The sequence below is a fragment of the Antiquaquibacter soli genome (assembly GCF_030580675.1).
GTDB classification, from domain to species: Bacteria; Actinomycetota; Actinomycetes; order Actinomycetales; family Microbacteriaceae; genus Rhodoglobus; species Rhodoglobus soli.
Map to the genome: position 1 here is coordinate 1,619,516 of NZ_JAUQUB010000001.1, position 22,796 is coordinate 1,642,311.

Annotated in this window: 23 protein-coding genes; 8 read left to right on the top strand and 15 right to left on the bottom strand. The window is 70.2% G+C overall.

The features are described from left to right. Nucleotides 1-6 precede the first annotated feature (6 nt). Nucleotides 7-1,263 (bottom strand): deoxyguanosinetriphosphate triphosphohydrolase, encoded by a 1,257-nt coding sequence (locus tag Q5716_RS07985; protein WP_305002542.1) that lies wholly within the window; start codon nucleotides 1,261-1,263, stop codon nucleotides 7-9. Then, nucleotides 1,256-2,410 (bottom strand): tRNA dihydrouridine synthase DusB, encoded by a 1,155-nt coding sequence (gene dusB / locus Q5716_RS07990; protein WP_305002543.1) that lies wholly within the window; start codon nucleotides 2,408-2,410, stop codon nucleotides 1,256-1,258. The genes Q5716_RS07985 and dusB overlap by 8 nt, the downstream gene beginning before the upstream one ends. On the opposite strand from dusB, the gene Q5716_RS07995 reads away from it, so the two are divergent. Both Q5716_RS07995 and Q5716_RS08000 read left to right on the top strand, forming a co-directional pair. Continuing rightward, complete coding sequence (locus tag Q5716_RS07995; protein WP_305002544.1) at nucleotides 2,411-2,890, top strand: aminoacyl-tRNA deacylase; 480 nt, start codon at nucleotides 2,411-2,413, stop codon at nucleotides 2,888-2,890. It abuts the gene before it with no gap. Beyond that, nucleotides 2,890-3,336, top strand: coding sequence for a hypothetical protein (locus Q5716_RS08000; protein WP_305002545.1), 447 nt, complete (start codon nucleotides 2,890-2,892; stop codon nucleotides 3,334-3,336). Before Q5716_RS07995 ends, Q5716_RS08000 begins: the two co-directional genes overlap by 1 nt. A gap of 37 nt (nucleotides 3,337-3,373) precedes the next feature. On the opposite strand, the gene Q5716_RS08005 is transcribed toward Q5716_RS08000, so the two are convergent. The 10 genes from Q5716_RS08005 to Q5716_RS08050 form a co-directional block, all read right to left on the bottom strand. Next, entirely contained in the window at nucleotides 3,374-3,526 is a 153-nt protein-coding gene (locus Q5716_RS08005) for a hypothetical protein (RefSeq protein WP_305002546.1), read from the bottom strand. Continuing rightward, nucleotides 3,523-4,173: a DsbA family oxidoreductase gene (locus Q5716_RS08010; protein WP_305002547.1), complete on the bottom strand. Its 651-nt coding sequence runs from the start codon at nucleotides 4,171-4,173 to the stop codon at nucleotides 3,523-3,525. Before Q5716_RS08010 ends, Q5716_RS08005 begins: the two co-directional genes overlap by 4 nt. Beyond that, a complete protein-coding gene (locus Q5716_RS08015) occupies nucleotides 4,166-6,655 on the bottom strand; it encodes a hypothetical protein (RefSeq protein WP_305002548.1) in 2,490 nt (829 codons plus the stop codon). The genes Q5716_RS08010 and Q5716_RS08015 overlap by 8 nt, the downstream gene beginning before the upstream one ends. Before the next feature lie 94 nt (nucleotides 6,656-6,749). Continuing rightward, the gene (locus Q5716_RS08020) at nucleotides 6,750-8,135 is read right to left on the bottom strand and encodes a glycine--tRNA ligase (protein ID WP_305002549.1); all 1,386 of its coding nucleotides are present in this window, start codon (nucleotides 8,133-8,135) and stop codon (nucleotides 6,750-6,752) included. A gap of 79 nt (nucleotides 8,136-8,214) precedes the next feature. Beyond that, a complete protein-coding gene (locus Q5716_RS08025) occupies nucleotides 8,215-9,264 on the bottom strand; it encodes a Gfo/Idh/MocA family protein (RefSeq protein WP_305002550.1) in 1,050 nt (349 codons plus the stop codon). Nucleotides 9,265-9,284: 20 nt separating this feature from the next. After that, nucleotides 9,285-10,415 (bottom strand): cysteine desulfurase family protein, encoded by a 1,131-nt coding sequence (locus tag Q5716_RS08030; RefSeq protein ID WP_305002551.1) that lies wholly within the window; start codon nucleotides 10,413-10,415, stop codon nucleotides 9,285-9,287. Continuing rightward, entirely contained in the window at nucleotides 10,416-11,270 is an 855-nt protein-coding gene (gene nadC, locus Q5716_RS08035) for a carboxylating nicotinate-nucleotide diphosphorylase (protein WP_305002552.1), read from the bottom strand. Then, nucleotides 11,267-12,814 (bottom strand): L-aspartate oxidase, encoded by a 1,548-nt coding sequence (gene nadB / locus Q5716_RS08040; protein ID WP_305002553.1) that lies wholly within the window; start codon nucleotides 12,812-12,814, stop codon nucleotides 11,267-11,269. Before nadB ends, nadC begins: the two co-directional genes overlap by 4 nt. A gap of 2 nt (nucleotides 12,815-12,816) precedes the next feature. After that, nucleotides 12,817-14,079 carry a quinolinate synthase NadA gene (gene nadA / locus Q5716_RS08045; RefSeq protein WP_305002554.1) on the bottom strand — a complete coding sequence of 421 codons (1,263 nt, stop codon included), beginning with the start codon at nucleotides 14,077-14,079 and terminating at the stop codon, nucleotides 12,817-12,819. Beyond that, complete coding sequence (locus Q5716_RS08050) at nucleotides 14,076-14,768, bottom strand: NUDIX hydrolase (protein WP_305002555.1); 693 nt, start codon at nucleotides 14,766-14,768, stop codon at nucleotides 14,076-14,078. The genes nadA and Q5716_RS08050 overlap by 4 nt, the downstream gene beginning before the upstream one ends. A gap of 100 nt (nucleotides 14,769-14,868) precedes the next feature. Between Q5716_RS08050 and Q5716_RS08055 the strand changes: the two genes are divergently transcribed. Continuing rightward, nucleotides 14,869-15,387, top strand: coding sequence for a P-loop NTPase family protein (locus tag Q5716_RS08055; protein ID WP_305002556.1), 519 nt, complete (start codon nucleotides 14,869-14,871; stop codon nucleotides 15,385-15,387). Here the strand turns inward: Q5716_RS08055 and Q5716_RS08060 are convergent. Together Q5716_RS08060 and recO are read right to left on the bottom strand one after the other, a co-directional pair. Beyond that, nucleotides 15,377-16,180, bottom strand: a complete 804-nt coding sequence (locus Q5716_RS08060) for an isoprenyl transferase (RefSeq protein ID WP_305002557.1) — start codon at nucleotides 16,178-16,180, stop codon at nucleotides 15,377-15,379. The two genes, Q5716_RS08055 and Q5716_RS08060, sit on opposite strands and share 11 nt — an antisense overlap. Further along, a complete protein-coding gene (gene recO, locus Q5716_RS08065; protein ID WP_305002558.1) occupies nucleotides 16,177-16,905 on the bottom strand; it encodes a DNA repair protein RecO in 729 nt (242 codons plus the stop codon). The genes Q5716_RS08060 and recO overlap by 4 nt, the downstream gene beginning before the upstream one ends. A gap of 48 nt (nucleotides 16,906-16,953) precedes the next feature. On the opposite strand from recO, the gene Q5716_RS08070 reads away from it, so the two are divergent. The 5 genes from Q5716_RS08070 to Q5716_RS08090 are packed head-to-tail and all read left to right on the top strand — an operon-like array spanning nucleotide 16,954 to nucleotide 20,914. Then, a complete protein-coding gene (locus Q5716_RS08070; RefSeq protein WP_305002559.1) occupies nucleotides 16,954-17,817 on the top strand; it encodes an RNA polymerase sigma-70 factor in 864 nt (287 codons plus the stop codon). Nucleotides 17,818-17,867: 50 nt separating this feature from the next. Continuing rightward, on the top strand, nucleotides 17,868-18,551 hold the full coding sequence (locus Q5716_RS08075; RefSeq protein ID WP_305002560.1) for a hypothetical protein: 684 nt from the start codon (nucleotides 17,868-17,870) through the stop codon (nucleotides 18,549-18,551). Further along, nucleotides 18,542-19,423 (top strand): hypothetical protein, encoded by an 882-nt coding sequence (locus tag Q5716_RS08080; protein WP_305002561.1) that lies wholly within the window; start codon nucleotides 18,542-18,544, stop codon nucleotides 19,421-19,423. Before Q5716_RS08075 ends, Q5716_RS08080 begins: the two co-directional genes overlap by 10 nt. Before the next feature lie 43 nt (nucleotides 19,424-19,466). Next, nucleotides 19,467-20,237 carry an SDR family oxidoreductase gene (locus tag Q5716_RS08085; RefSeq protein ID WP_305002562.1) on the top strand — a complete coding sequence of 257 codons (771 nt, stop codon included), beginning with the start codon at nucleotides 19,467-19,469 and terminating at the stop codon, nucleotides 20,235-20,237. Next, nucleotides 20,234-20,914, top strand: coding sequence for a trimeric intracellular cation channel family protein (locus Q5716_RS08090; protein ID WP_305002563.1), 681 nt, complete (start codon nucleotides 20,234-20,236; stop codon nucleotides 20,912-20,914). The genes Q5716_RS08085 and Q5716_RS08090 overlap by 4 nt, the downstream gene beginning before the upstream one ends. Here Q5716_RS08090 and leuA read toward each other — a convergent pair. After that, nucleotides 20,904-22,670, bottom strand: coding sequence for a 2-isopropylmalate synthase (gene leuA, locus Q5716_RS08095; protein ID WP_305002564.1), 1,767 nt, complete (start codon nucleotides 22,668-22,670; stop codon nucleotides 20,904-20,906). The two genes, Q5716_RS08090 and leuA, sit on opposite strands and share 11 nt — an antisense overlap. Between the last annotated feature and the right edge of the window lie 126 nt (nucleotides 22,671-22,796).

Below are 22,796 nucleotides of genomic sequence, written 5' to 3' on the forward strand. Positions count from 1 at the left end.
TTGCCGCTAGCGCACGAGGCGCTGATGCCAGTCCATCGCCGACTGGTCTGTGAGGGAGGCGACCTGGTCGACGACGGCGCGCTTGCGCGCGGCGTCGTCGACAGCCGCATCCCAGTCGGCCCGGAAGCCGACATCCAGGTGCGCTGGCCCCGTCCACAGCAGTACGTCGGCGAGTTCGGACAGGATGTCGCGCTGCTGCGCGTAGATCGGCCGGCGCGCGTTCGCCGACATCACGAACGCCGCCACGATCCCCTTGAGAACCGCGATCTCGGCCTGGATCTCGCGGGGAACGACGATGTCTGCCCCGAATCGCGCGAGCTCGCCCGAGAACGACTCCCGCGTCGCCTGGACGGAGGCCGCCGCGAACCGCCCGATGAGCTGGCTCGTGAGGTTCTTGAGGCGAGCGAGCGCCTGGCGCGACCCGTCCCAGCGATCGATCCAGAAGTCGAGGCTGTCGAGTCGGTCGAAGGCGGCGATGAGCTCGTCGTGGTCGAGCTCGCCGCCGATCCACGCGAACATCGACTCGACGAGGTCGTCGTGGTCGACGCGGGCGCCGAGTGCCGTGACGTCGATGTAGCCGCTCACGATCGCATCCTCGAAGTCGTGCACGGAGTAGGCGATGTCGTCGGACAGGTCCATCACTTGCGCCTCGATACAGCGTCGACGGTCGGGCGCCCCCTGCCGCATCCACTCGAAGGCGGCGGTGTCGTCGTCGTAGAAGCCGAACTTCGATCGCCCGGAAGGATCGGGGATGCCCTGAGCCATCGGCCACGGATACTTCGTGCTCGCGTCGAGGCTCGCGCGCGTGAGGTTGAGGCCGAAGGCGCTCCCGTCGGGCCCGAAGACCTTCGGCTCGATGCGCGTGAGGAGCCGGAGGGTCTGCGCGTTGCCTTCGAAGCCGCCGATGTCGCCGGCCCAGTCGTTGAGCGCCCGCTCGCCGTTGTGACCGAACGGCGGGTGCCCGAGATCGTGGGACAGGCAGGCGGTGTCCACGACGTCCGGGTCGAGTCCGAGGCTGTCGGCGAGCTCGCGACCGACCTGGGCGACCTCGAGCGAGTGGGTGAGGCGGTTCCGCGCGAAGTCGAGGCCCGAGGTGGGGCTCAGCACCTGCGTCTTGGCCGCGAGTCGGCGCAGAGCGCTCGAATGCAGCACTCGGGCGCGGTCGCGCGCGAAGTCGCTGCGGCGGCTCGAGTGCTGCTCCGGCAGCCACCGCTCGGCGTCCTCCGGCCCGTACCCGGAGGCCGCGCCGCTGTGCTCAGCCACCACTCGTGCTCAGCTCCGCCTCGATGAGTTCGGCCTGGTGCGTCTCCTGCAGTTCGCGGCTGTCGAGCCAGCCCTGCGGGAGAACCGGATTCTTGGGGGTGCCCGCGCGCCCGCGCTGGCCCTCGGCGTCGGCACCCGGGTAGGGCTGCTCGCGGTCGAGCTGGCCGAGGAGGTCGTCGAGCTGCTGCAGCGACTCGACTGTCGCGAGGCTCGCGCGGAGCTCGCCGCCGACGGCGTAGCCCTTGAAGTACCAGGCGACGTGCTTGCGGATGTCGCGGCAGGCTCGGTCCTCCTCGCCGAAGAACTCGACGAGCAGTTCGGCGTGCCGCTTGAACGCGTCGGCGACGAAACCGAGAGTGGGCTCGTACTTGCGCTCCTCCCCCGCGAAGGCCGCCGCGAGATCGCCAAAGAGCCACGGGCGCCCGAGGCAGCCGCGGCCGACGACGACGCCGTCGCAGCCGGTCTCCTCGACCATGCGCAGCGCGTCCGCGGCGCTCCAGATGTCGCCGTTGCCGAGCACCGGCGTTCCGGTGATGGTGGACTTGAGCTTCTCGATCGCCGACCAGTCCGCCGCGCCCGAGTAGAACTCCGCGGCGGTTCGGGCATGCAGGGCGATGCTCGCGACTCCCGCGCCCTCCGCCGCCTTCGCGGCCTCGAGGTAGGTGAGGTGGTCCGAGTCGATGCCCTTGCGCATCTTGACGGTGAGCGGGATGTCCCCCGCCGCCTTCACGGCGCGCTCCACGATGTCGCGGAAGAGGTCGCGCTTCCACGGGAGTGCCGCTCCCCCGCCCTTGCGGGTCACCTTCGGCACCGGGCATCCGAAGTTCAAGTCGATGTGGTCGGCACGGTCCTCGGCGACGAGCATCGTGACGGCCTCGGCGACCGTCTTCGGGTCGACGCCGTAGAGCTGGATGCTGCGCGGCGTCTCCGACTCGTGGTGCGTGATAAGGCGCATGCTCTCCGGTGTGCGCTCGACGAGGGCCCGGCTCGTGATCATCTCGGAGACGTAGAGCCCGGCGCCGTACTCCCGGCAGAGCCGGCGGAACGCCGTGTTCGTGATGCCCGCCATCGGGGCCAGCACGACGGGGACGTCGAGCTCGAGGGGCCCGATGCGCAATGCGGGGGCCGTGGCGGGGAGAATGGTCACGTGACGATTCTCCCAGAAACTCCTGGACGTACCCGCGTGGCCGAGGATGCCGCGGCCCGAGGCATCCCGATCGAGATCATCGAGCGGCCCGCAGCCCGCTCGCTCGAGGAGGCCGCGGCGCTGCTCGGCATCGATCCGAGCGCGATCGTGAAGTCCCTCGTCGTGAAGCGCCACGACGGCACCTTCCTGTTCGCGCTCGTGCCCGGCGATCGTCAGATCTCCTGGGCGAAGCTGCGTGCCGTCGTGGGCGTCAACAAGCTGCAACTGCCGGATGCTTCGGTCGCCCTCGAGGCGACCGGGTACGAGCGCGGCACCATCACGCCGTTCGGCTCGACCACGGCGTGGCCGGTCTTCGCGGACGAGCGCATCGCGGGCCAGCGCGTCTCCATGGGCGCGGGCGAGCACGGCTACTCCGCGTGGGTCGAGGCCGACGACCTCGTGCGCGGCTTCGACGCCACGCTCGCGGACATCAGCGACTGATGGCCCTCGAGGCGCACCCGAACGTCTTCCGGTTCGACGGCCGGCTCTGGGTCAGCGAGCTCCCGGGAGCCGAGGCCCGCGCCCAACTCGTCGAGCAGCGCACGTGGGATGCCGCGCACGTGAAGTCGCAGCGATGGGTGCTCGCACTCGTGGTGGGAGCCGCCGTCGGGACGGCCGCGACTCTCGGCCTCGGAACGCTCGCCGGGCTCGCGCCGGCGATCTACCTCGTGCTTCTCCCGCTGGGCTTCGGCGCCGGGGCGGTTCTCGGGGCGGTGGTGAACAAGAGGCTGCTCGGGGACCGCCTCACAGCGCCGACCGCCACGCCCCGACCGACGACGATCGAGCTCACGCGCATCCCGTCCGCTGTCGCGCGGCGCACCGACGCGTCGACCCCGGTCGCCGACCTCATCGCGTGGTCGAAGCAGGGGTTCGTGCCGAAGGCATAGGGCCGTCGGCACTCAGCGCGCGGAAAAAGGCGTCGGTCTAGACCGCGTCGTCGTCGAGCTTGCGGTTGATGACCGCCTGCGTGTGGTGGTCGGGGATCTCGCAGAAGTCGCCCTCGCACGCCGCCGCCGCAGGATCGCCGAGCGGCGTGAGGGCGATCACGGGCTGGGGTGCGGTCAGTGCTTCCGTCATCGGGCATCCCTCTCACTGCGAACCTGTTCCAGCACGCTAGCGAAAGTCGACGCCTCCTGCGCGCCGGACACCCCGTACTTGCCGTCGATGACGAAGAACGGGACGCCCTGGATGCCGTACTCCTGCGCTTGCGCCACGTCGGCCTTCACGTCCGGGAGGAAGCGGTGCGACTCGAGGGCCTCGGTCACCTCGTCCCGATCGAACCCGAGCTCGACGGCGATCTCGACGAGGTCCGGGATGCGACCCACATGCTCACCGTTGATGAAGTAGGCCTTGAGGAGCCGCTCCTTCATCTCGAGTTGACGCCCCTTGCTCTTGGCGAAGTGGATGAGCTCGTGGGAGATGACCGTGTTGGTCTGGTGGATGTGGTCGTAGTCGTAGTCGAGGCCGACCGCCGACGCGATCCCGGTGACCCGCTCGATCATCATCTCGGCCTGCGATCGCGAGATGCCCTTGCGCTCGCTGAGGTAGTCGATCGGGGTGCCGTCGAAGTCGACGGGGGTGTCGGGGGCGAGCTCGAAGGAGTGGTACTCCACCTCGACCTCTCCGCCGAACTCGGCCGCACCCGCCTCGAACTTGCGCTTGCCGATGTAGCACCAGGGGCACTGAACGTCTGACCAGATGTCGACCTTGATCGCATTACTCACCCTCGACCCAACGCGACCGACGGCGCAGTATTCCCAGACCCACCCCGAGCAGCGCGACGGCGATCGCGATGGCGGGGGCCAGTTCGAGTCCCGTGTTGGGAAGCCGGGGCGTCCCGACCCGCGTCGTCTCGGCAGCCAGGCCGCACTCCCCGATGTGCAGGGGGTCCCCGTGGCGGTCGTAGAGCGTCTCCACCCAGTGGTACGTGCCGGGCCGGTCGAGCACGACGGCGTCCGAGCGATACGTGCCCGCCTCGACCACAGCGATCGGCTCGGAGCGGAACACCCGGGTCGAGGCGTCGCACAGAGGCCCGTCCTCGATACCGTGCTGGGCGAAGGCCTCGAACACGAGAGTCGCTCCGTCGGGCACCAGGCCCGAGACCCGGGCGACATCGTGGGCCTCCGCGCCCGGCTCGACGATCTGAACGGCCTCCGTGACGACCTCTCCGGGCGCGACGAGCGTTGTCTCCTCGGCCAGGCCGCACTCACCGCGGTGCAGGAGTGTGCCGTCGTGCGCATAGAGCGACTCGACCCAGTAGTAGGTGCCGTACTCCTCGAAACGGGTCGACGGCGAGGAGTAGGTACCGATCGCCGAGACCTCCACGGGCTCGTCGGACGAGTCGAAAACGCGGTTCGATTCGTCGCACAGCGGCTGCGTCGCGCCGGACGGCTGGAGGTACGCCTCGAAGACGAGTGAACTCGGTTGGGCGGGAAGGTAGCCTCCGACAAGGGCTGTGTCGTGGACCTCGTCGCCGATCGCGACCGCCGGGACCGCGAGTGTCGACACGGTCGGCGGAAGGATGCGAGCGGTTTCGGTCGGGAGCCCGAACTTGTCGCTCCACGGCTCGAAGTACGGCGCGGTCGACGAGGCGGGATCCAGCCGCCAGACCCACGACACGAACCCGGCGGTTTGTGGTGCCGTGACCGTCGTCGAGGCCTCGTAGACGCCGGGTCCCGGTGCCGTCACTCGCGCGGTTCCGAGCACGACGGCATCCGCGGGTACCGTGTCGGACACCGCAGGAGCGTCGCCGCCGGGGACGAAGTAGGCCGTGCCCTCGAACTCCGCCGCGATCGGTTCGCCTGACTCGGCGAGCCACAGACCGTGATCGATGGAGACGGAGAGCGAGTCGCCGATCGCCGCACCGAATCCCGCTTCGGGGGTGCTCACCTGCGACGCCGCGCGCAGCGCCGTCGGCACGACGTGCGACTCCGCCACGAGGCCGAACTGGTCGGCGAACGCGTAGCCATCAGGAAGGAGTGCTCGCACGGGCTCGGGCTGCTGCGCGGCGTCGATCGTCCACACCCACGTGTAGAAGCCCGCCGACGGGGCGATCAGCGTGCCGGGCGATCGGTAGTCGCCCGGACCCGTGAGGGTCACAGACTCCGAGCCCACCACGGGGGCTCCTGCCGGAACCGTATCGGACACGGCTGGCTGCTCCGCGAACGGGCCGTAGAGCGTTCCGACCGCGGTGACGGGCACCTCGCCGGAGCTGTCCACCCGCCACTCAGGGGACCCCGGTGCGACTGAGGCCGTCAGGCCGTCGACGAACGCACTGCCGGAGTTCACGAACCGTGAGGCCACCGTGGTCTCCACGATCGGCGAGAAGCGCAGGTCGGCGACCGCCTCGTCGGCAGCTCGCACCGCCACTCGGTCGAATGACCCACCTCGAATGGTGCGCTGCTGGCCCGGCGTCGAGTAGAGCGTCAGACTCTGCTGGGGTCGATCCTGGACGATGAACTCCACGCTCGCGCGAACGGTCTGGCTCGTCGCCGCCGCGTCGGCGTCGACGCGGATCGGGACGACCGTGCCGTTGGCGACGTGGACCCAGCGCCGGGCGCTGCCCGCGACCGTTGCGCCCTCGAGGCTGAGGATCCCGCTCAGAGCGGACGTGTTCATCCCGATAGTGACCGTGCCGTCCCACCCGTTGGCGAGTTCGAGGTCGAGGGAAGCGGCGGGCTGGACGCCGCGAGAGTACTCCGTCTCGACGCGCCGCCAGATCTCGTTGTACTCGCGCAGCACCGCCGCGTTCCCGTTGATGTAGTGGGCGCCCGCACCGTAGCCCTGTCCGTTGTTCCCGGCGAAGTTGCTCGCGTAGGCGTACACGAACGCGCTCACCGCGGCGGCGACGGTCGGGTCGGCCGTCTGCCCCCACGTCGAGAGGGCGAAGTTGAGCTTCTTGATCTGCTCGCCGGAGAGCCATCCGCCCCACGAGGCCTGAACGCCGGACACCGCCTGCGCTCCACCGGTCGCCCCGCTCGGCCAGTCGAGGCCGGAGTCGATGCAGTAGACGCGAGTGCCGTCAGGAGCGATGTAGTTGCCGAGGTACCCGCCGTACGGGGTGATGCCCCGGTACCCGGCTCCCGTGGTCGCGGCGCCCGCCGAGGGAGCGGTCCCCCGGTCGAGCGCGACGAGGCCGGCGAAGGCGAGAACGACGGCGAGGAGCGCCGCGAGCGGGCGGCGGGCCTGGATGTGGGGTCGAGTCATCCCGCCAGCGTGGTCGAGGCGGAAGAGCCTCGATCAGCGATGACCGGGAACTGTGGACAAGCGGCTCCTGTGGAGAGCCGGTGGCGAGGAAGCCCTAGGCCCCGAGGAGTCGCTCCGCGAGGTAAGACGGGAGCCCCTCGAGCGGGATGCGCTCCTGGGCCATCGAGTCGCGCTCGCGCACGGTCACCGCGTTGTCCTCGAGGGAGTCGAAGTCGACCGTGACGCAGAACGGCGTGCCGATCTCGTCCTGGCGGCGGTAGCGACGACCGATCGCTCCCGCGTCGTCGAAGTCGACGTTCCAGAGCTTGCGGAGGTCGGCCGCGAGCTCCTTCGCGAGCGGCGAGAGCTGCTCGTTGCGGGAGAGCGGCAGCACGGCGACCTTGACGGGAGCGAGACGGCGGTCGAGGCGCAGCACCGTGCGCTTGTCGACGCCGCCCTTGGCGTTCGGGGCCTCATCCTCGGCGTAGGCGTCGATGAGGAACGCCATGAGCGCCCGGGTGAGACCGAACGCCGGCTCGATCACGTACGGGATCCAGCGCTCGTCCTTGGTCTGGTCGAAGTACGAGAGGTCGGTACCCGAGGCCTCCGAGTGGGTCTTGAGGTCGAAGTCGGTGCGGTTGGCGACACCCATGAGCTCGCCCCACTCGCTGCCCTGGAAGCGGAATCGGTACTCGATGTCGACGGTGCGCTTCGAGTAGTGGCTGAGCTTCTCCTTCGGGTGCTCGTAGAGCCGCAGGTTGTCCGGGTTGATACCGAGGTCGACGTACCAGCGCATCGACTCGTCGATCCAGTACTGGTGCCACTCCTCGTCCGTCCCGGGCTCGACGAAGAACTCCATCTCCATCTGCTCGAACTCGCGCGTGCGGAAGATGAAGTTGCCGGGCGTGATCTCGTTGCGGAAGCTCTTTCCCACTTGGCCGATGCCGAACGGCGGCTTCATCCGGCTCGCGCCCATCACGTTCGCGAAGTTGACGAAGATGCCCTGCGCCGTCTCCGGGCGCAGATAGTGGAGACCTTCCTCGTTGTCGACGGGGCCCAGGTAGGTCTTGAGGAGGCCCGAGAAGTTCTGCGGCTCGGTCCAGGCGCCGGGCTGGCCGGTCTCCGGGTCCTTGATGTCGGCGAGGCCGTTGACGGGCGGATGCCCGTGCTTCTCCTCGTAGGCCTCGAGAAGGTGGTCGGCGCGGTACCGCTTGTGGGTGTGCAGCGACTCGACGAGCGGGTCGGAGAACACCTCGACGTGGCCCGACACCTCCCACACCCGCTTCGGAAGGATCACCGCGGAGTCGATGCCGACGACGTCATCGCGGCCCTGGACGATCGTCTGCCACCACTGCTTCTTGATGTTCTCCTTGAGCGCGGTGCCGAGCGGCCCGTAGTCCCACGCGGATCGCGAGCCGCCGTAGATCTCCCCCGACTGGAAGACGAAGCCACGGCGCTTCGCGAGGTTGATGACGGCGTCGAGATTGCTGGGGGTTGCCACGGGTGAACTCCTCGTCAGCCGAGCTGGATGCCCGGTCGATTGCTGTGCGAAGCCCCCAGCCTACCGGGGCGTGACGCCCCTAGCCGACGGGCGACAGCTCGTGCGCGCGCTCCAGGATGCGCACCACCTCGAGCGCGTCCCGCGGATCCACCGGCGGCGGCGCACCGTGCAGGATGCTCGCCGCGACGCCCGCGTAGAAGGCGGGGTAGTCGCCGCGCTCCGTCGGAACGGGCACGAGCGACCCGCCAGCACCGTCGACGCCGACGAGTCCCCACTCCGCCTCAGGGGTCACCCCGTAGCCACCGGAGTCCGGCCAGCGCTGCTCCTTGAGCGCGGGCTCCTGGCCGTCGAGCCCGTAGACGGTGTAGGCCGCCTCGCTTCCGAGCACGCGGAACCGGGGTCCGGATTGGGCCGCAGCGCGGCTCACGATCAGGTGGCTGCGGACGCCGCTGTCGTGCCGCAGGGACAGGAACGCGTCGTCGTCGCTCACGCTCCCGTCGCGCACGACCGAGAGCTCGGCCTGCTCGAGCGTCGCCGGCCCGAACAGCTGCAGCGCCTGGTCGACGAGGTGGCTGCCGAGGTCGTAGGTGATGCCCGCCCCCTGGGCGATCGTGGTGGTCTCCTGCCACCGGTCGCGCACCGGTCCGCCCCAGCGCTCGAAGGTCGACTCGAAGCGGTGGACGCGGCCGAGGGCGCCCGAGGAGACGAGGCGGCGTACGGTGAGGAAGTCGCCGTCCCACCGGCGGTTCTGGAATACGACGAGCGGGCGGCCGGCGCGCTCGGCGGCCGCGATGAGCTGCTCCGCGTCGGAGACGGTGGGGACGAACGGCTTGTCGATGACAACGGCGCAACCGGCCTCGAGCGCGGCGAGACCCTGCTCGAGGTGAGTGTGGGCGGGGGACGCGAGCACGACGAGGTCGAGGTCCGCCGCTCGGGCGAGCAGGGCATCCGGGCTCTCGACGACGGCGACGCCGGGATGCTGGCTCGTCGCGTCCGCGGCTCGCTCAGGACTGCTCGTGGCGACGACCTCGAGCCGGAAGTCGGGGTTGGTGGCGAGGAACGGCGCGTGGAAGACGCGGCCGGCGAGGCCGAATCCGATGATGCCGGTGCGGATCGGGGCGGTGGTCACGCGCTCAGCATAGTGAGCGCTCAGCCCAGTGAGCGCACGGACGCGACGGCGACGCGGAGCTCCTCCGCGGTCGTCGCGAGCTGCTCCCGCGTGATGTCGTCGCCGAACGTGAAGCGCACGGCCGTCTGCGCGACCTCGGCGGGGATGCCCAGCGCGAGCAGCACGTCGCTCGGCTCGTCGCTTCCCGCGGCGCACGCGGAGCCGCTCGAGCACGTGATCCCGCGTGCCTCGAGGCCGAGGAGCACGGACTCGCCGCTCGTGCCGGGGAAGCAGAACGAGGCGTGGCCGGGAAGCCGATGAGTGGCTGACCCGGTCAGCATCGCGCCCGGGACGCTCGCGAGGACCTCCGCGATGAAGTCGTCGCGCAGCGCAGCGATTCGGGGGACGTCGGCCGCTCCCGCGAGCTCGAGCGCGGTGGCGAGACCGACCGCCCCGGCGACGTTCTCCGTGCCGGATCGCCGCTCGCGCTCCTGGCCGCCCCCGTGGAGTACCGCCTCGAGCGGCACGCGAGCCCGCACGGCGAGGGCGCCGATGCCCTTGGGCGCGCCGAGCTTGTGGCCGGAGATGCTGAGCGCGTCGACGCCGAGCGTGTCAAGGGCGAGCGGGAGCCATCCCGCCGCCTGGACCGCGTCCGTGTGGAACGGGATGCCCCGCTCCCGTGCGGCACGGGCGAGCTCCTCGACGGGCTGCACGGTGCCGACCTCGTTGTTCGCGTACATGATCGTGGCGAGAGCCGTGTCATCCCGCAGCGACGCCGCGAAGCGATCGGGGTCGACGAGCCCGTCGGAGCCGACCGGGAGAACGGTGACGTCCGCGCCGTGGTGCCGCGCGAGATAGTCGCACGACTCGAGGACGGCGGGATGCTCGATCGCGCTCGTCACAATGTGCCGGCCCCGACGGCTCGCGAGCACGATGCCCTTGACCGCGAGGTTGTCCGCCTCCGTGCCGCCCGAGGTGAAGACCACTTCGGAGGCGCGGACGCCGAGCACGGCGGCGACACGGGATCGGGCATCCGCGAGCCCGCGGGCCGCCGACTCGCCGACGGCGTGATGGCTCGACGGGTTGCCGAAGTCCCCGGTGAGGTACGGCCACATCGCCTCGAGCACCTCGCGCCGGGTGGCACTCGTCGCAGCCTGATCGAGGTAGATCATCTAGCCCGCCGTCACCTCGACATCGAGCCCGAGGTCGAGCGAGCGCACCGAGTGGGTGAGGGCGCCGACCGAGATGACGTCGACCCCGGTGCGCGCGATCGCGGCGACCGTGTCCAGGTTCACTCCCCCGCTCGCCTCCACCCGCACCCGGCCGGCGACCAGCGCGACCCCGGCGACGAGCTCGTCGATCGAGAAGTTGTCGAGCATGATCGTGTCGACTCCCGCGGCGACGACCTCCTCGACCTGGTCGAGCCGATCGACCTCGACCTCGAGGTGCGCCGTGTGCCCGATGCGGGAGCGCGCGTCGCGGATCGCGTCGCCAAGCGAGACGCCCTGCGCGGCGAGGACGGCGAGGTGGTTGTCCTTGGCGAGCACGGCGTCCGAGAGCGAGTACCGGTGATTGTGGCCGCCGCCGTCGCGCACCGCCTGGCGCTCGAGGATGCGGAGCCCCGGGGTCGTCTTCCGGGTGTCGACGATGCGCGCACGAGTACCCTCCACCGCGGCGACGTACCGCGCAGTGAGTGTCGCGATGCCGCTCATCCGCTGCGAGAGGTTGAGCGCGATGCGCTCCGCGCGCAGCACCGACCGTGCCGAGCCCTCCACTCTCGCGAGCACGGCGCCGGGCTCGAAGGCCGACCCGTCCTCGGCACCGAGCTCGACGACGACGTCCTCGTCGACGAGCTCGAACACGCGACCGAAGACCTCGATGCCGCTCAGGATGCCGGGCTCGCGCGGCACGAGAGCGGCGCTCGCCCGCGCCGACTCCGGCAGGAACGCCTCCGACGTGACGTCACCCCACGGCGCATCCTCGGCGAGAGCGCCGAGGATGATGCCGTCGATCGCCTCCCTCGTCATCGGACCACCGCCGGCTCGTCCGCCGTCGCGAACCACTCGAGGGAGAACGCGAACTCCTCGCGTGTGTCCGGGAAATCGGTGCGGTCGTGCGCCCCGCGCGACTCCTCCCGAGCGATCGCCGCGTGCACGACGATCCGCGCGAGGTCGAGGAGGTTGCGCACCTCGCCGGCCTCGACGGAGTCGCCCTCAGCGGTCCACCCGGCAAGGCGGTGCTGCGCCTCGCGGAGAAGGCCGAGGTCGCGCTCGAGCCCGACGTGGCTCCACATGAGCGACTGGAGTTCCTCGCGAGTGACCGGCGTGGTCGCCCTCGCGGCGGGGGCCGGCCACGGCGCGAGCCGGGCATCCCGGCCGGGCGCGGGCGCCGAGGGCGGCACCTCGTCGAGGGCGTCGGCCGCCCGCCAGGCGAAGACGAGAGACTCGAGGAGCGAGTTCGACGCGAGTCTGTTCGCGCCGTGCACCCCCGTGCACGCGGCCTCGCCGACCGCGAGGAGCCCGGGCAGCGACGTACGCCCGTCGATGTCGGTGCGGATGCCCCCCATCCAGTAGTGGGCGGCCGGCGTCACGGGAACCGGCTCCCGCGACCAGTCGAAGCCGTGCTCGCGGGTCACGCGGGAGATGCCCGGGAAGCGCTCCTCGAGGTACTCGGCGCCGAGGGCGGTCGCATCCAGCATCACCGGCCGGCCGCCCTGCTTCGCCATCTGGGCGGCGATCCCCCGGGCGACGACGTCGCGCGGGGCGAGCTCGCCGTCGGGGTGCACTCGCCGCATGAATCGCTCACCGTTCTCGTCGAGCAGCACGGCGCCGTCGCCGCGCACGGCCTCGGAGACGAGCGGCGTGCCGGGCACCGCGAGCGCGGTCGGGTGGAACTGGTAGAACTCGACGTCCGCGAGCACGGCGCCCGCGCGCCATGCGGCGGCGACCCCGTCGCCGGTCGTCACGGTGGGGTTGGTGGTGTGGGAGTACAGCTGGCCCGCACCCCCCGAGGCGAGCACGACGACGTCGGCGAGGATCTCGCGGCTCGAGCCATCCGGTCCGATTGCCACGATGCCGGTCACCCGCCGATCGCCATCGGTTTCCTCGACGACCAGATCTCGCATGAACGTGTGCTCGTGCACCTCGACAGCGAGTCGGCGCACCGCGCGGACGAGCGCGAGCTCGATCTCTAGGCCGGTCGCGTCTCCGCCGGCGTGGATGACCCGGCGCGCCGAATGGGCCGCCTCGTGGCCGCGCGCGAGCTCGCCGTTCACCCGGTCGAACTCGACCCCGAGCTCCATGAGTTCGCGCACCCGCAGCGGACCCTCCGTGCACAGCACCTCGACGGCGACCGGGTCGCAGAGACCGGCGCCCGCGACGAGGGTGTCGGCCACGTGGGAGGCCGGGCTGTCGTCGGGGAACATCGCCACGGCGACACCGCCCTGGGCGTACTTCGTGTTGCTCTCGGCGAGCTCCGCCTTCGTGACGAGGACGACGTCGTGGTGCGCGCTCGCGCGGTAGGCCGTGATGAGCCCGGCGATGCCGGTGCCGACCACGATGACGCGGGCCACGGTCAGGCCCTCGGCTTGGCCGCGAGCATCCGCTCGAGCGCGACTCGGGCGGGCTCGGCGACGTCGTCGGGAACGGTGATCTGGTTGAGGGTCTCGCCGCGCACGAGGGCCTCGAGCACCCACGCGAGGTAGCCGGGGTGGATGCGGTACATCGTCGAGCACGGGCACACGACCGGGTCGAGGCAGAAGATCTCGTGCTGCGGGAACTCGGCCGCGAGCCGGTTGACCATGTTGATCTCGGTGCCGATCGCGAAGGTCGTGGGTTCGGTCGCAGCGGCGACGGCCTTGCGGATGTAGTCCGTGGAGCCCGCCTCGTCCGCGGCATCCACGACGGGCATCGGGCACTCGGGGTGCACGATCACGCGCACGCCCGGGTGCTCGGCGCGCGCCTTCTCGATCTGGTCGACCGTGAAGCGGCGGTGCACGCTGCAGAAACCGTGCCACAGGATGACGCGGGCGTCGAGCAGCCCCTGCTCGTCGTTGCCGCCGAGCGGCTTGTTCGGATTCCACATCGGCATCTGCTCGAGCGGCACGCCCATGGCCTTCGCGGTGTTGCGACCGAGGTGCTGGTCGGGGAAGAACAGCACACGCTGGCCGCGCTCGAACGCCCACTCGAGCACCGTCGCGGCGTTCGACGAGGTGCAGACGATGCCGCCGTTGCGGCCGCAGAAGCCCTTGAGGGCCGCCGACGAGTTCATGTACGTGACGGGGATGACAGGGACGCGACCGCTCTCGTCGGGCTCCGTGCCGTACAGCTCGGCGAGCTGCGCCCACGCCTCCTCGACCGAGTCGATGTCGGCCATGTCGGCCATCGAGCAGCCCGCGGCGAGGTTCGGCAGGATGACCGACTGCCCGGGCTGGGCGAGGATGTCGGCGGTCTCGGCCATGAAGTGCACGCCGCAGAACACGATCGCCTCGGCGTTGGGTACCGTCTGGGCGGCGTTCGCCAGTTGGAACGAGTCGCCGAGGAAGTCGGCGTGCTGCACGATCTCGTCGCGCTGGTAGAAGTGCCCGAGCACGACGACCCGGTCGCCGAGCTCCTGCTTGGCGACGCGGATGCGATCGTGCAGCTCCTCGGTCGACGCGCGCTGGTACTCGACCGGGAGCTGGCCCTGTCGCGGCGAGCCGGTCGGGATGATGTCGCCCTGGGATGCTCCGGGGCCGTACGAGGGCAGTCCGAGGTCGAACGTCCAGGGGCCGTCGGCGAGCGCCGGCGAGCAGGTGTCGCCGGGCGCCGACTTGATGAGGGTGTCGACGGATGTCATGGGGTGCTCCTCGGGGTGGCGATGGTCAGGGGGCCGTTGTCGACGAGCCGGACGGACTCGTCGTAGCGGTACAGGCGGGGCGGGCGGTGACGGCCGCCGGTCACGAGCGTCTCCGTGGCGACGAGCGTGGGCTCGACCTGACGACGGAAGTTGGCGGGGTCGAGGGGGCGTTGGAGCACGGCCTCGTGCACCTCGCGAAGCTCGGTGAGGGTGAACGTCGGGCCGAGGAACGCGTGCGCGATACGGCTGTACTCCATCTTCGTGCGCAGCCGCCAGAGGGCGTAGTCGACGATGAGGTTGTGGTCGAACGCGAGCTCGGGCAGGTCGTCGGCGAGGAACCAACGGACGTTGTCGCCGTCGGTCGCGGCATCCGCCTGCTCCGGCCGCACGAGGGCCCAGTAGACGATGGAGACGACGCGCCGGTCGGGCGAGCGGTCGACTGCGCCGAACGCGTAGAGCTGCTCGAGGTAGGTCGGCTCGACGCCGGTGGTCTCGAGCAGGTTGCGGGCGGCAGCATCCGAGAGGCTCTCGTCGGGACTCACCCAGCCTCCCGGCAGGGCCCAGCGGTTCTCGAACGGGTCGCGGGTGCGGCGCACGAGAGGGATCCATAGGGCGCTCAACCCCGTGTCCGGATGCGGGCGCAGAGCGAAGATCGCCGTCGAGACGGCGAGGGAGATGTCTGCGCTCACGAGGGTCCGATCAGTAAAGGTCAAACCGACCTGAACTGATTCTAGCACTTAGGGTCAGGGTGACTACAACTCGGCTGGCGTTCATTACTAGGATCGCCGGGTGCGAATCGCAGTAGCAGGGGTGACGGGCGTCGGGAAAACGACGCTCTCCCGTCGCATCAGCGAGCGCACGGGCATCCCGCACACGGAGCTCGACGGGCTGTATCACGGGCCGGACTGGGTGCCGCGGGACGAGTTCCTCGACGACGTCCGCCGGCTCGTGGCGGGTGAGGCGTGGGTCACCGAGTGGGGCTACTCGGCCGCCCGGCCGCTCATCGCCGCCCGGGCGGAGCTCCTCGTATGGCTGGACCTGCCCTGGCGGACATCCTTCTCCCGCCTCCTTCGACGGACCGTGCGGCGCCGACGCACACGGGAGGTGCTCTGGAACGGCAATGTCGAGGGGCCGTTCTGGAGGTTTCTGATCGATCGCGACCACATCGTGCGGTGGTCGCTCCGCACGCGGCGGAAGATGCCGCCGCTCATCGCCGCAGTACAGGCCGCCCACCCGGGGCTCTCGGTCGTGCGATTGACGACACCCGCGGGGGTCGAGGCCTGGCTCGACACCCTTCCTACGCGCTAGGCGCGTCGACCGCCCCGCCGAAGCGGCGGTTGCGCTGCGCGTAGATCTCGATCGCCCGCCACAGGTCCTGGCGGGAGAAATCCGGCCAGAGGGTGTCGAGGAAGACCATCTCGGCGTACGCGCTCTGCCAGAGCATGAAGTTGCTCGTGCGCTGCTCCCCCGAGCTTCGCACGAAGAGGTCGACGTCGGGCAGATCCGGCTGGTAGAGGTGGCGCTGGATCGTCTTCTCGGAGATGCCCGACGGACGTTGCCGGCCGGCCGCGACGTCCTCCGCGATGCGACGCACCGCATCGGCGAGCTCTGTACGGCCTCCGTAGTTGACGCACATGGTGAGCGTGAGCACGTCGTTGCCGCGCGTGAGCTCCTCGGCGAACTGCAGCTCCTTGATGACGGAGCCCCACAGCCGCGGCGCCCGCCCGGCCCAGCGGACACGAACGCCCCACTCGTTGAGCTGGTCGCGGCGACGGTGCAGCACATCGCGGTTGAAGCCCATGAGGAAACGGACCTCGTCGGGCGAGCGGGTCCAGTTCTCCGTGGAGAACGCGTAGACGCTCACGTGCTTCACCCCCACCTGGATCGCGCCCGCGACGACGTCGAGGAGGGATGCCTCGCCCGCCTTGTGGCCCTCGATGCGCGTGAGCCCCTTCGCGTTCGCCCAGCGGCCGTTGCCATCCATGACGATCGCGACGTGGTTCGGCACCGCCTTGCGGGGGAAGTCGGGCGGATAGACGCCGGTCCAGTCGATCGGAACGTAGTCCACCGCGTCGCGATGGGTCTTCGGCTTCGGGGTCATGCGGTGCGCTCGACGTGCGGGAGTGAGCGGAGCGTGCGCTCGAGGTGGAATTGGGCGTAAGCGGCGACAATCCCGCTCGCCTGGGCGCGGGAGCGGTCCTCCGCGGCCTCGGCGTCCTCCCAGCGCCCCTCGAGCAGGGCGCCGAGGAGGGCGAGGGTCGCGGCATCCAGCCGGGGCGATCCCGGCGGAGCGACCTCGTCGGCGACGACCCCGCCGAGCTGCGGCACGAAGACGGTGTGCGGCCCCGGCGCGCCCGTCACCGCGCAGATGTCGAAGCTCGGCGCCCAGCCGGCGATCGAGAGGCACCGCAGGAGGTACGAGTCGAGGGTGAGCGACGGGTGGTGCTCGCGGCGGGACAGGGAGCGGAGGGCGCCCACGAGCAGTAGGTACTGCTGCAGGGAGCCCGAGTCATCCGTCACCTTGTCGGCGGTCTCGATCATGACACTGCCGGCCGTGTAGCTCGAGTAGTCGTCGGAGATGTCGGCGCCGTAGCTGCCGAGCGTCTCGGCCTGCTGCACGATGTCGAGGCTGCGGCCGATGTAGCACTGGATGTCCGCAACCATCATCGGCTCGAGCCGCGAGCCGAAGCGCGACCCCGTGCGACGGACGCCCTTAGCGACGGCGCGAACCTTGCCGTGCTGCCGCGTGAGCATCGTCACGATGCGGTCGGCTTCGCCCAGCTTGTGGGTGCGCAGCACGACGGCTTCATCACGGTAGGTCGGCACCGCTCCAGTATCCCCCGCACCACTGAGAGAACCCGGCAGAATGGCAGCGTGGCATCCGTCGAGGTCTTCGAGCAGCAGCGGCCCCGATTGTTCGGCATCGCCTACCGGATGCTCGGCTCAGCCGCCGAGGCGGAGGACGTCGTGCAGGATGCCTGGCTCCGCTGGCAGGGCACCACTGGCGTCGTGGACAACCCGGGCGCGTTCCTCGCGACCGTCGTGACCCGGCTCTGCCTCAACGCGCTCGACTCGGCGCGGGCGCGGCGGGAGACCTACATCGGCCCGTGGCTGCCGGAGCCCGTCGACACGAGCGCCGACCCGCTCCTCGGCGCGGAGCGGGCCGAGGCGCTGTCCCTCGCCGCGCTCCTGCTCCTCGAACGACTCACCCCGGCGGAGCGAGCCGCGTACGTGCTTCACGAGGCATTCGACTACCCCTTCCGGCAGATCGCCGAAGTCCTCGAGGTGAGCGAGGCGAACGCGCGACAGCTGGGGAGCCGTGCGCGCAAGCACCTCGATTCGGACCGTCGGGCCCCGGTCGACCCCGCCGATCGCGAACGACTGCTGGGCGCCCTCCTCACCGCCATGCGCTCCGGCGACATCGCCGCTCTCGAGCAGATTCTCGCGGCGGATGTTCTCGTCCTGTCCGACGGGGGCGGCTTCGTCTCGGCGGCGCGCAAGCCCATCCTCGGTCGCGAGCGAGTCGCGAGCTTCCTCGTCGGCGTCGCGACGAAGCTCGCTGCCGACGTCGAGTTCGCGCCGGTCGCGGTCAACGGCGAAGTCGCCACCCTCGGCGTTCGGGACGGGCATCCCCAGTCGCTCACGACGGTGCAGTTCGACGGCCCCCGGATTGCGAGCGTCTACATCGTCATGAACCCCGCGAAGATCGCCTCCCTCGTGCCGCTCGCCGCGCGCTAGCATCGGCTCACCCACTCCGCACACCCACTCCGCACCCCTCTGGGAGCGTCATGACCCGAATCTGTGCCGCGCTCGCTGCAGCGCTCGTCACGCTGCTCGGACTCGCCCTCCTCGGGTCCCTGCCCGCGACAGCCGAGACGCCCAGCCCCACACCGAGCCCCACGCCCACCGCTGATCCCTGGACCTACATCTCCTACGAGGGGGAGCTGCAGTCGACCGACTACAGCCGTGACGGACAGACCAGCACCCACGATCCGATCCCCCTCACGGTGACGATCCGCTGCGCGGACGACAGCTGCGTGCTCTCGGGCATCGGCTTCGGCGATTCGGCAGAGCACGCGATCACCGGAGCCAGCGGCTCATGGACGACGGAGGCCATCGGGTCGATCTGCGGCGACGCGTTCTACGCGGCGGCGGGCACGATGACCGCGGAGGCGACCGCCGACGAGATCACCATCACTCAGCACCTCGGGCCGTCGGCGACGGAGTTCTGCCCCTCCGAGTCGTACCAGTGGGGATCGGACCGGACCTTCGTGGGTGCATTCGCGGGTGGCGATCCCTGCGTGCTCGAGGGCGCGCCCTGCCCGCCCGAGCCCACGGCTGAGCCGTCGCGGCGGCACCGTCGGGAGGATCCGACTCGCCCCGACCCCTCGACGAGCCGAGCATCCTCAGCACCCTGCCGACGCCTGCGCAGACTCTCGCTCCGTCGCAGGTCCTCGTGGCCGTGGCGTTGACGATCGTCCTCGTGATCCTCATGGCCCTGCCCACCCACTTGCTCAACCAGGCGGTCGAGAAGGGCGGGGAACGGCTGGGCTCGGTGCTCCGCCGGGTGCCGCGACGGGATGCGGGGCAACGCCGCGGCGTGATCGCGGCAGCACTCGGCGTGCTCGCCGCCGCCGTCATCTCGTGCTTCGTCGACCCCGCTTTCGGCGCCGACATCGCGAGCGTCCGCACCCTCACCTCGGTGATCGCGTCATTCGCGCTCGACGTCGGGCTCGGCTGGTTGATCGTCGTCCTGCTCGTGCGGCGATTCGTGCCCGGGGCGACTCCGGTCTTCTCATTCGCTCCCCTGTCGCTGCTGGTCGTGGTGGCGACGGTCCTCTTCTCGCGGATCACCGGCTTCGAGCCGGGCCTCGTCTTCGGGCTCGTCGCCGGCGTGGGCTTCGGTGCCGCCCTCGCCGCCGCCCAGCAGGCCCGGGTGACGCTCACGGCGCTCGGCTGGGGAGTCGTCGTGGCGGTGCTCGCCTGGTTGGGCTATGCCGCCCTTGCGGGTGTGGATGACCCGGGCGGCTGGCTCGTCCTCGTGCGCGAGACGCTCGCCTCCGCCGCGATCGCCGGTATCGCCGCGCTCCCCATCGCCCTCATCCCACTGCGCGGACTCTCGGGCTACGACGTCTTCGCGTGGAACCGCGTCGTCTGGGTCACCGCGTATGCAGTGGGGCTCCTCGGCTTCTTCCTCGTGCTCCTGCCCATGCCCTTCTCCTGGGACGAGGTCAGGGCGAGCCTCGCGGCGTGGGTCGGCCTCTATCTGGTCTATGCCCTCATCGCCGTCGCCCTCTGGCTGGTGATCGTGCGACCGTGGCGACGCGAGGCGTCACACTCCTGAGGCGTGCCCGGTCGTAGCTGGTGACCCGTCAGAAAGGACACCCATGACCACCATCCTCGTCACCGGAGCCACGGGAGGCCTCGGCCGCCCCACCGTCGAGCGACTCCGCGCCGCAGGCCACGACGTGCGCGCCCTGAGCCGGCACGCGGGAGGGGGCCGTCAAGCAGGAGAGGGCCGCGTCGTCGCCGACCTCGCGACCGGCGCGGGGCTCGAGGATGCCCTGACCGGCGTCGAGACGGTGCTCCACCTCGCCACGACCCGCAAGTCCGACGCCGCCCAGACCCTCACGCTCCTGGACGCGGCGCGCACCGCCGGGGTGAGCCATATCGTCTACATCTCCATCGTCGGCGTCGACCGAATCCCCTTTGCGTACTACCGGGACAAGGCCGAATGCGAGCGCCTCGTGGCCGAGTCGGGCATCCCGTTCACCATCCTGCGCGCGACGCAGTTCCACGGGTTCGTCGCCGACCTCTTCCTCGCTACGCGCCGACTGCCGTTCCTCGTCACGCTGCCCGTGTCCGACCAGCCGATCGCCGTCGAGGAGGTGGCCGACCGGCTCGCGGAGCTCGCCGAGACCGGTCCCTCCGGCCGGGTGCCCGACATCGGCGGCCCCGAGATCCTCACGCTCGACGAGCTCGCGGCGCAGTGGCAGCGCGCTCACGGCTCGCACAAGAGGGTGTGGCGGGTGAGCATCCCGGGCAAGACCATGAAGGCGTTCCGCGCGGGCCACCACCTCGCCGGACTACCGGGCTATGGACGTGGGACTTTTGCAGAGTACGCAGCGCACCGCGCCCGTGATACGAATGAGGCGTGACCGCCGCATTCACGATCCCCTTGTGGGCCGACCTCCTTGCCGTGGGCATCGGGGCGGCCCAGGGAGCACTGTTCGCGGCCCAGTTCCGCGACCGACGGCTCGACCTGCTCGGCGTCGCCATCATCGGAATCGCGACCGGCTTCGGGGGCGGCATCCTGCGCGACGTGCTCCTCTCCCAGGTTCCGGCAGCGTTCTCCAGCAACTGGTATGTGCTCACCGCCACCGGTGCCGCGCTCATCGGGATGCTGCTCGAACGGCTGATCTCGCGGCTCGGCGTCCTCGTCAACGTCCTCGATGCGCTCACGATCGGGCTGTTCGCAGCGATCGGGACGACGAAGGCGCTCGCTGCCGGGCTCCCCGTGGTGCCGGCCGTGTTCCTGGGCGCCCTCTCCGCGGTAGGCGGATCGATCCTGCGCGATCTTCTCCTGAACCGGCCGATCGCACTGATGCACGTGGGGTCGCTCTACGCGGTGGCCGCGATCGCGGGATCGGCGTCTCTCGTCGTGCTCCAGTCGTCGGGCGTCCCCGTGTTCGTCGCCGCGGCGATCTGCGTCGCGATCACGTTCACCGTGCGGGTGCTCGCCGTGCTCTTCAACTGGTCGTTGCCGGAGCAGAAGGCGATCACCACGGTGCCGCGCATCCGGCGCAGATCCCGCGGCGACGACGCTACGCGCTGACGAGCTCCCGGTCGCCGGCTTCCGCGCGCACGGCGCGGTTCACGGCCGACACGACGGCCTTGAGCGAGGCGGTCGAGATGTCGGCGTCGATGCCGACGCCCCACAGGCGCTTGCCGTTGACGTTGAGCTCGACGTACGAGGCCGCGAGGGCGTCGCCGCCCGCGCTCAGCGCGTGCTCGACGTAGTCGTAGAGCTTCACCTCGATGCCCTGCTCGGCCATGATGCCGAGGAACGCGGCGATCGGGCCGTTGCCGATCCCCGTGGCCGCCTCTACCTCGTCGCCGATGCGCAGACGCACGTCGAGCTCGACCTCGCCGGTCATGTCGCTCGCCGTGCGGGTCGAGAACAGCTCGAAGCGACCCCATTTGTCCTCGGGGCGATCCGCGGGAGCCGGCAGGTACTCGTCCTGGAAGATCTCCCAGATCTGCTCGCTCGTCACCTCGCCGCCCTCCGCGTCGGTCTTGGCCTGCACGACCGCGCTGAACTCGATCTGGAGCTTGCGCGGCAGGTCGAGCGCATGATCGGCCTTGAGCAGGTACGCCACGCCGCCCTTTCCGGACTGGGAGTTGACGCGCACCACGGCCTCGTACCCGCGCCCCAGGTCCTTGGGGTCGACCGGCAGGTAGGGAACCGCCCACAGCAGCTCGTCGACCGTCTTGCCCTGGCGCTTCGCATCGGCCTCCATCGCCTCGAAGCCCTTCTTGATCGCGTCCTGGTGCGACCCGCTGAAGGCGGTGTAGACCAGGTCGCCCGCCCACGGGCTGCGCTCGTGCACCTTGAGCTGGTTGCAGTACTCGGCGGTGCGACGGATCTCGTCGAGGTCGCTGAAGTCGATCTGCGGGTCGATGCCCTGGGTGAAGAGGTTGATGCCGAGGGCGACGAGGTCGACGTTGCCCGTGCGCTCGCCGTTGCCGAACAGGCAGCCCTCGATGCGGTCAGCACCGGCCATGTAGCCGAGCTCCGCGGCCGCGATCGCGGTACCGCGGTCGTTGTGCGGGTGCAGGGACAGGATGACGTTCTCGCGGTGGTTCAGGTGCCGCGACATCCATTCGATGGAGTCCGCGTAGACGTTGGGAGTCGCCATCTCGACTGTCGCAGGCAGGTTGATGATGACTTTGCGCTCCGGCGTCGGCTCGAAGACCTCCAGCACCTGGTTGCAGACGTCGAGCGCGAACTCGAGCTCGGTGCCCGTGTAGCTCTCGGGCGAGTACTCGTAGAAGATCTCCGTCTCGGGGACGCTCGCCTCGGCGGCCCGGCACAGGCGAGCGCCGTTGAGCGCGATGTCGATGATGCCCTGCCGATCGGTTCGGAACACGACGTCCCGCTGCAGGATGCTCGTCGAGTTGTAGAGGTGGACGATGGCCTTCTTCGCCCCGCGCAGCGACTCGTAGGTGCGGGTGATGAGCTCCTCGCGCGCCTGCGTGAGCACCTGGATGGTGACGTCGTCGGGGATGTGGTCGCCCTCGATGAGCGAGCGGACGAAGTCGAAGTCCGTCTGGCTCGCCGAGGGGAAGCCGACCTCGATCTCCTTGTAGCCCATCTTCACGAGCAGGTCGAACATGATCTTCTTGCGCTCCGGGCTCATCGGGTCGATGAGGGCCTGGTTGCCGTCGCGGAGATCGACGGCGCACCACCGCGGCGCTTGGGTGATCCGCGTGCTCGGCCAGGTGCGGTCGGGCAGATCGACGGAGATGATCTCGTGGAAGGGCTTGTACTTGTGGATCGGCATCGCCGACGGCGACTGGGTGTTCTTCATGGCTGTTCTTTCGTCTGGGAAGAGGGGTCAGACCGAACGACGAAACTCCGCGACGAGGGAGGCCTGAGGTTAGGACTCGTCGCGGCAGCTAAGAAGAAGCAGGCCGAACACGCTTCCAGGGTAGCA